The following is a 6,333-nucleotide window of genomic DNA, read 5'->3' as shown; positions in this document are numbered from 1 at the left end:
ACTTCGGTGCCGAGGTCGTGCACGCCGAGATCACCACCTGGGTGACGCCGGCCTGACATGACAGCAGCCCGCCCTCCTCTCCTGGGGACGGGCGGGCTGACTGTCATCGGGTGTCAGGGGGTCGCGGCAATCGCACTCCGATTCAGCACCGGAAGCTTCTGAGTTTGCTTCACGATCGGGCCCTTGGGGCCGACGTTGCGACTGGGCGCCGCGCTGACGGTGATCGTTCCACCGCTGCACGTCACTGTCTTGCCGTCGACGATGACGCCCTGTCCGTCGTCGATCGGGATGTCGTAGCCATCCTTGTCGGTGTAGTGGCAGCCGCCGTCAGCGCCACCGCCGGACCCGACGGGCTGGGCGTTCGCGGTCGCCGGGGCCAAGACTGCGATGGCCAGAGCGCCGAAGATCGTCGCTGCGAACTGGAAGCGGGTCAGCTTGCGGGTGGTCGAGCTGTTCATGGTGATCTCCTTGAGGCTGTCGCGGCCCCTGGTGGACCACGTTCACCAGCTAGGAGCGGCGGGGCACACGAGTTCCCTCACTTTTCTTCGGATCTATTTCGGCCGCCGCGTCGTGCAGGGCCTTTCGCGCGGCCGAGATCGCCGGATGGGCGGCCGTGCCGCGACGGTAGGCCAGATGAGTCGTCCGCCGGATCGGAGTGGCAGTCAGCACGACGGCCGCAGGCGGCGCGAGGGCGCCGAGGTCGGGAACCAAGGCGACGCCCTGCCCCGCCGCCACCAACGCGAGGACGGCACCGAAGTCGTCGGCGTGATGACGAATGTCGGGAGTGAACCCTGCCGCCTCGCAGGCCCTGAGGGTCAGCGTGTGACACAGGGTGTTCGGCGTGCCCGCAATCCAGCGCGCGTCATGCCGAACACGAAGGGGGCCGCGGCTCAGAGCGGCCAGGTGGACGGTCTCCTCCAGCAGCAGTTCGGTCTGCAGGGCCGTATCGGGCACGAACGGCACGTGGTCGTACTCCTGTACCAGCGCGACGTCGAGGGCCTTCTCGCGCAACGCATCGGGGACCGCGGCTGGATCCAGTTCGGCGACAAGCAGATCCAGGCCGGGATGCGCGGCACTCAGCGTGACGAGGGCAGGCGTGAGGATCGTCGGCACCGCCGTGGGAAAGACACCGATACGCAACGTGCCGGTGACAGTCGCTTCGGCCGAGGCGAGATCTGCGGCGGCCTCCTCGAGGATGGCGAGGATCGACTCGGTGCGCTCGACGAGGAGTAGCGCCGCCGGGGTCAACGTCACGCGGCGGCCGGTTCGCTCCAGCAGCGTGGCGCCGCTCTCGCGTTCGAGCGCGGTGAGCTGCTGGGAGACCGCGGACGGGGTGTAGGCGAACGCCTCGGCCACGGCCGCGATGGTCCCGCGACGCGCCAGCTCACGAAGCAGGCGGAGCCGACGTACATCGAGCATAAGTAGAACTTACGCCCCGCATCACAAACGTGAACTAGACCTGAACGTTTTGTTCGGCCATCGTCGATGGCATGTCGTTCACGGGTCTCTTCGTTCCGCTCATCACCCCGTTCACCGCATCCGGTGACATCGCTACCGAGGCGTTGCAGAAGCTCGCCAACGGCGTCCTCGACGACGGGGCCTCCGGGCTGGTGGCGCTGGGCACCACCGCCGAATCGGCGACCCTGACACCGAGGGAACGCCGCACGATCGTCGACGTCTGCGCCGAGGTGTCCACGGAGCGCCGCACCCCGTTGATCGTTGGCACCGGGTCGAATTCGACCGCCGAATCGGTCCACATGCTCGCCGAGCTGGACTCGCGCGCCACGGCTGCGCTCGCCGTCGTTCCCTACTACACCCGGCCATCCGAGGACGGCGTCGTCGAACACTTCCGTCGGCTCGCGGCCGAGAGTCCCGTGCCGTTGGTGATCTACCACATCCCCTACCGCACCGGACTGCCGTTGAGTGCCGCCACCTTGGGCCGGCTGGCCCGGATACCGCGCATCGTCGGGTTCAAGCATTCGGTCGGCGGGATCGACGAGGCCACCGTGGCCTTCATGAGCGATCTCCCCGCCGGGTTCTCCGTGCTCGCTGGCGACGACCTCTACTCCGGGCCGCTGCTGGCGCTCGGGGCGACTGGCGCGATCCTCGCCAGCGCCAATGTTGCGGCCGGCGACTACGCCGACCTGGTTGCGGCGTGGCGGAGCGGACCGATCGATCGCGCCCGCAGCCGCCACGACAGCCTGGCGCCTCTGACGCGCGCACTGTTCGCCGAGCCCAATCCCGTTGTGATCAAGGCGGTTTTGGCCGCCCGCGGCCGAATTCCCACACCCGACGTCCGGCTGCCGCTGCTCGCTGCGAGCTCGACATCCGTCACGGCCGCCCTCGACGCCATGGACTACCTCAGATAGGTGCCGTGGCCCTCGCGGACGAGCCCAGCCTCGTCGAACAACAGGACTTCGTTGACCAGGCCACCCCGCTCGTTGCGGTAGTTGATCACCAGCAGCGACTCACCCTGGTAGACCCCGATCACGTCGAAGTGCAGATCGGGCAGCATGCCGAGCGCCGTCATCCAGTAGTCGCGGAGCGCGGGCTTGCCCCGCACCACTCCCCCGGTCTCGGGGAGCACCCGCGCGGCCACGGGCGAGCTGAACACGACGTCATCGTGAAAGTGGGCGAGGACGGCCTCGACGTCGTGGCCGTTCCACGCCCGAACCCATTCGTCGGCGAAGTCCTTGGGGTCGGGCAGGACATCGGGTGTCGACACTGGCTACTCCTTGAGGGCCGCCCAGAACGGGCATTGACGCTTCTGATCGAAGTCGGTCTCCACCCTGCTTCCGTCGGGTCGCAATGACAACCGCTTTTCCTCGCCGCCGAAAGCGGGCCAGTCATCGCCGGGATGGCCGTCGCGGACGAACTGACTCCACGCATCGATCATCTGATCGGACAGCACCTGCTGGTCGGCATCGAGCGGTGGCGCGCCACCGACGTCGAAGAGGTAACGCAACTCGAGGGAGTGGCTAGCTCCGACGGGAAAGGGCAAGGTGCGCAACGCGTCCGGCGCAGGCGCGTCGCGGTCGTTGAACTCGTAGGCGTACGCCGAGTCCGTTCTGGCAAGAGCCTCGGTCATCCTATCCGCGACGCAGGCAAAGACACCGTCGGTGACGGCCGCCGAGTATGCCAGTGGCACGCTGCCCGCGTAGCGGGACAACGGGTAGTGCGCGGCGACCGCTTCGGCGTCACGGCCGAACGTCTGCGACAGCAGCTGCGGATACTGTGCCTCGGTGTACGGCCTCCTCAGTCGGAGGTACTGGAGGGCGACGAACAACGTGAACTCGTCGTGGTTGGTGCCGACCAGGACGGGAACCTTCGCGGACCGGCCCTCGGTGATCGCCAGCATCGGATCCACCGGTAGCACCTTCGTTCCCGTCACCGGTCCGCTCAGTGCGTCATCACCAATGTGGTAATACCACACTGGTTTTCGTAGCTTGTCGGCAGGAATTGCGCGCAGGCAGGTGGCGACGGTTCGCACATCGTCGCAGCCGACGGCACGGGCGTAGTCGATACTGACCTTCTCCGCCTCGGGCAGTGCGACCTGGGCCTCGCACGGCCCGCTCTGGATGATTGCCGCACGGAAGAGTCCCTCGGATCCGGGGGCGACGAGGTGGTCACACACCGACATGCCGCCTGCGGACTCACCTGCGACCGTGACGGCATCGGGGTCACCACCGAAGTTTGCGATGTTGTCGTGCACCCAGCGCAGCGCAGCCTGCTGGTCAGACAGGCCGTAGTTGCCGACGGCACCTGGCGCGCCGAGCGCGGGGTGCGCAAGGAAGCCCAGCGCGCCGAGTCGGTAGTTCAACGTGACGACCACGATGTCGCCCCGCGACGCCAGCCAGCGCGAATCGTAGAGCCCGCTGCTGCCGTTGACGAACGCACCGCCGTGGATCCACACCATCACCGCGCGCTTGCGCTCCGATGGCGGCGGCGTCCACACATTCAGGGTCAGGCAGTCCTCAGAGGTCTGTCGACCCATCTCCAGATCGCTCGCGTCCTGCATGCAGCGCGGGCCGGTTCGAGTCGCGTCACGAATGCCTGGCCATGGCAGGGCAGGTGCAGGCGGCTGCCAGCGCAACGGACCGATTGGCGGTGCCGCGTAGGGAATTCCGGCGAACAGCCGGTGCTCGGGCGCGACGACGCCACGGACGGTGCCCGTCGCAGTCCGGATGACCGCGGGGTCGGCAGGAGGGGGCTTGGGCGTCGCGGGCCCCGGGTCCTCGCCGCGCGCGCAGCCTGCGAGCAACATCAACACGGCCAACACGATCGCCATCGCGCGGAGACCAACCGATTCAGGGCGCATCCCCGCCGAGCCTACCGACGACGGATCAGGGCCATTCGCCCAACGCACTTCCCGGTCCGCCCTAAACTGCGTCTTGACACCCGTCAAGTAGAGCCTCGCCCACAGGAGTTTCGATGAGCAGTGAGACCGTGGACCGCGTGATGGACCCGGCCGCCAAGGTCCTTGCCGATCCGACCGCCTACGCCGACGACGAGCGCCTGCACGCGGCGCTCACCGAGTTGCGCGCGAACAATCCCGTTGCCTGGGTTGACAATCGGCCGTATCGCCCTTTCTGGGCGATCACCAAGCATGCCGACATCATGGCGATCGAACGCGACAACGAACTGTTCCTCAGCGAGCCGCGCCCGCTGCTCACCACGGCGGCCGCCGACGACCTGGCCAAGGAGCAGCTCGAAGCGGGCATGGGCCTGCGCACGCTGATCCACATGGACGATCCGCATCACCGCAAGGTCCGCCAGATCGGGGCCGACTGGTTCCGCCCCAAGGCCATGCGCGATCTGAAGGTCCGCGTCGACGAGTTGGCCGAGCGCTACGTTGACAAGATGGCTGACATCGGCCCCGAATGCGACTTCGTCACCGACATCGCCGTCGACTTCCCGCTGTATGTGATCATGTCGCTGCTGGGCCTGCCCGAGTCCGACTTCGGTCGCATGCACTCGTTGACGCAGGAGATGTTCGGCGGCGATGACGACGAGTACCAGCGCGACGGTGGCACACTCGAGGATCAACTCGCGGTGCTGCTCGACTTCTTCGCCTACTTCTCGCAGCTGACGGCATCGCGCCGGGAACAGCACACCGGTGACCTCGCCTCGGCCATCGCGAACGGCACGATCGACGGCGAACCGCTGTCGGACGTCGACACCGCGTCGTACTACGTCATCGTCGCCAGCGCGGGGCATGACACCACCAAGGACGCGATCTCCGGTGGAATGCGGGCGCTCATCGACAACCCCGGGGAGCTGGAACGCTTGCGCAAGGACCCTGGGCTCATGCCAACGGCCGTCGAGGAGATGATCCGATGGTCAACTCCCGTCAAGGAATTCATGCGGACCGCCGCGAAGGACACCACCGTCCGAGGGGTGGACATCGCCGCAGGCGAATCGGTGTATCTGGCCTACGTGTCGGGCAACCGCGACGAGGAGGTGTTCACCGACCCGTTCCGATTCGACGTAACTCGTGATCCGAACAAGCACGTCGCCTTCGGCTACGGCGTGCACTTCTGCCTCGGCGCCGCACTTGCCAGGATGGAGATGAGCAGTCTGTTCACCGAACTGATCCCGCGTCTGGACTCCATCGAACTGGCCGGTGTCCCAGAGCTTTCCGCAACGACGTTCGTCGGCGGACTCAAGCACCTTCCGATCCGGTACTCGCTGCGGTAGCGGTGTCACTGAAATCCTTCGCGAAGCACTTGAGGAATCCGTCGACGGCGGCCACCGCCACCTTCTCGTAGTCGAAGTCGGCAAGGGTGCTGAGCCTGCCGAACGCCAGCGGACCGATCAGCAGGGCGAAAGCCACTGTGCGGTCAACGTGTTTCAGTTCGTCGGCGGCCTGCGGGCTGTCCAGGATCAGGTCGAAGGGCGCCGAGTATTGCAGTGCGATGCGTTCCCGCAGCGAGCGCATCTCGCTGCTGGTGTCGGCGTGCTGCATCTGCGGCAGATGTCCGATGTCGGGCCCGAGGGACAGCCACGACATCGCGGTCAGGATCGTCGGCGCTTCGGAGATCGACTCGGCCCAAGCCACCACGATCGCGGTGAGACGATCCCGCAACGTGCCCTCCTCGGGCGGCCTTGGCGGCGGTGGGATGAGGCTCATGAAGCTCGCGGCGAGCAGATCGTTGGCACTGGAGAAGTGGCGGTAGAGCGTGGCCCTTGCGACGTTCGCGCTGCGGGTGACGGCGTCGATGGTGACCGCACTCGGGCCGCCGGTGCGCAGAAGCGCCGTCGCCGCGTCGAGCAGGCGTGCGCGCGAACGAGCGGGCCGCGGGTCGCTTCGCTCGCCGGTCATGTGTGCGTCTA

The 6,333-nt window shown here is 67.1% G+C and carries 7 protein-coding genes; 2 read left to right on the top strand and 5 right to left on the bottom strand.

The genetic code is table 11. The annotated features are described in order from the left end of the window. Positions 1 to 113: 113 nt before the first annotated feature. Together QOD90_RS30175 and QOD90_RS30170 are read right to left on the bottom strand one after the other, a co-directional pair. Positions 114 to 458, bottom strand: coding sequence for a hypothetical protein (locus QOD90_RS30175; protein WP_526356040.1), 345 nt, complete (start codon positions 456 to 458; stop codon positions 114 to 116). 49 nt (positions 459 to 507) lie between these two features. Next, complete coding sequence (locus QOD90_RS30170; protein ID WP_526356038.1) at positions 508 to 1,419, bottom strand: LysR substrate-binding domain-containing protein; 912 nt, start codon at positions 1,417 to 1,419, stop codon at positions 508 to 510. Between the two features lie 71 nt (positions 1,420 to 1,490). On the opposite strand from QOD90_RS30170, the gene dapA reads away from it, so the two are divergent. Beyond that, positions 1,491 to 2,369: a 4-hydroxy-tetrahydrodipicolinate synthase gene (gene dapA / locus QOD90_RS30165; RefSeq protein ID WP_526356036.1), complete on the top strand. Its 879-nt coding sequence runs from the start codon at positions 1,491 to 1,493 to the stop codon at positions 2,367 to 2,369. Here dapA and QOD90_RS30160 read toward each other — a convergent pair. Together QOD90_RS30160 and QOD90_RS30155 are read right to left on the bottom strand one after the other, a co-directional pair. Further along, positions 2,357 to 2,725, bottom strand: coding sequence for a nuclear transport factor 2 family protein (locus QOD90_RS30160; RefSeq protein ID WP_526356034.1), 369 nt, complete (start codon positions 2,723 to 2,725; stop codon positions 2,357 to 2,359). The two genes, dapA and QOD90_RS30160, sit on opposite strands and share 13 nt — an antisense overlap. A gap of 3 nt (positions 2,726 to 2,728) precedes the next feature. Then, a complete protein-coding gene (locus tag QOD90_RS30155) occupies positions 2,729 to 4,318 on the bottom strand; it encodes a carboxylesterase/lipase family protein (RefSeq protein WP_526356032.1) in 1,590 nt (529 codons plus the stop codon). Between the two features lie 113 nt (positions 4,319 to 4,431). On the opposite strand from QOD90_RS30155, the gene QOD90_RS30150 reads away from it, so the two are divergent. Further along, a complete protein-coding gene (locus QOD90_RS30150) occupies positions 4,432 to 5,697 on the top strand; it encodes a cytochrome P450 (RefSeq protein WP_526356030.1) in 1,266 nt (421 codons plus the stop codon). On the opposite strand, the gene QOD90_RS30145 is transcribed toward QOD90_RS30150, so the two are convergent. Then, positions 5,663 to 6,322 (bottom strand): TetR/AcrR family transcriptional regulator, encoded by a 660-nt coding sequence (locus QOD90_RS30145; protein WP_526356028.1) that lies wholly within the window; start codon positions 6,320 to 6,322, stop codon positions 5,663 to 5,665. The genes QOD90_RS30150 and QOD90_RS30145 overlap by 35 nt on opposite strands. Positions 6,323 to 6,333: the final 11 nt, after the last annotated feature.

The sequence above is a fragment of the Mycobacterium sp. genome (assembly GCF_032161845.1).
Taxonomy (GTDB): domain Bacteria; phylum Actinomycetota; class Actinomycetes; order Mycobacteriales; family Mycobacteriaceae; genus Mycobacterium.
The sequence above is the reverse complement of the archived record's forward strand: the minus strand, read 5'-3'. Positions and strand labels throughout refer to the sequence as shown.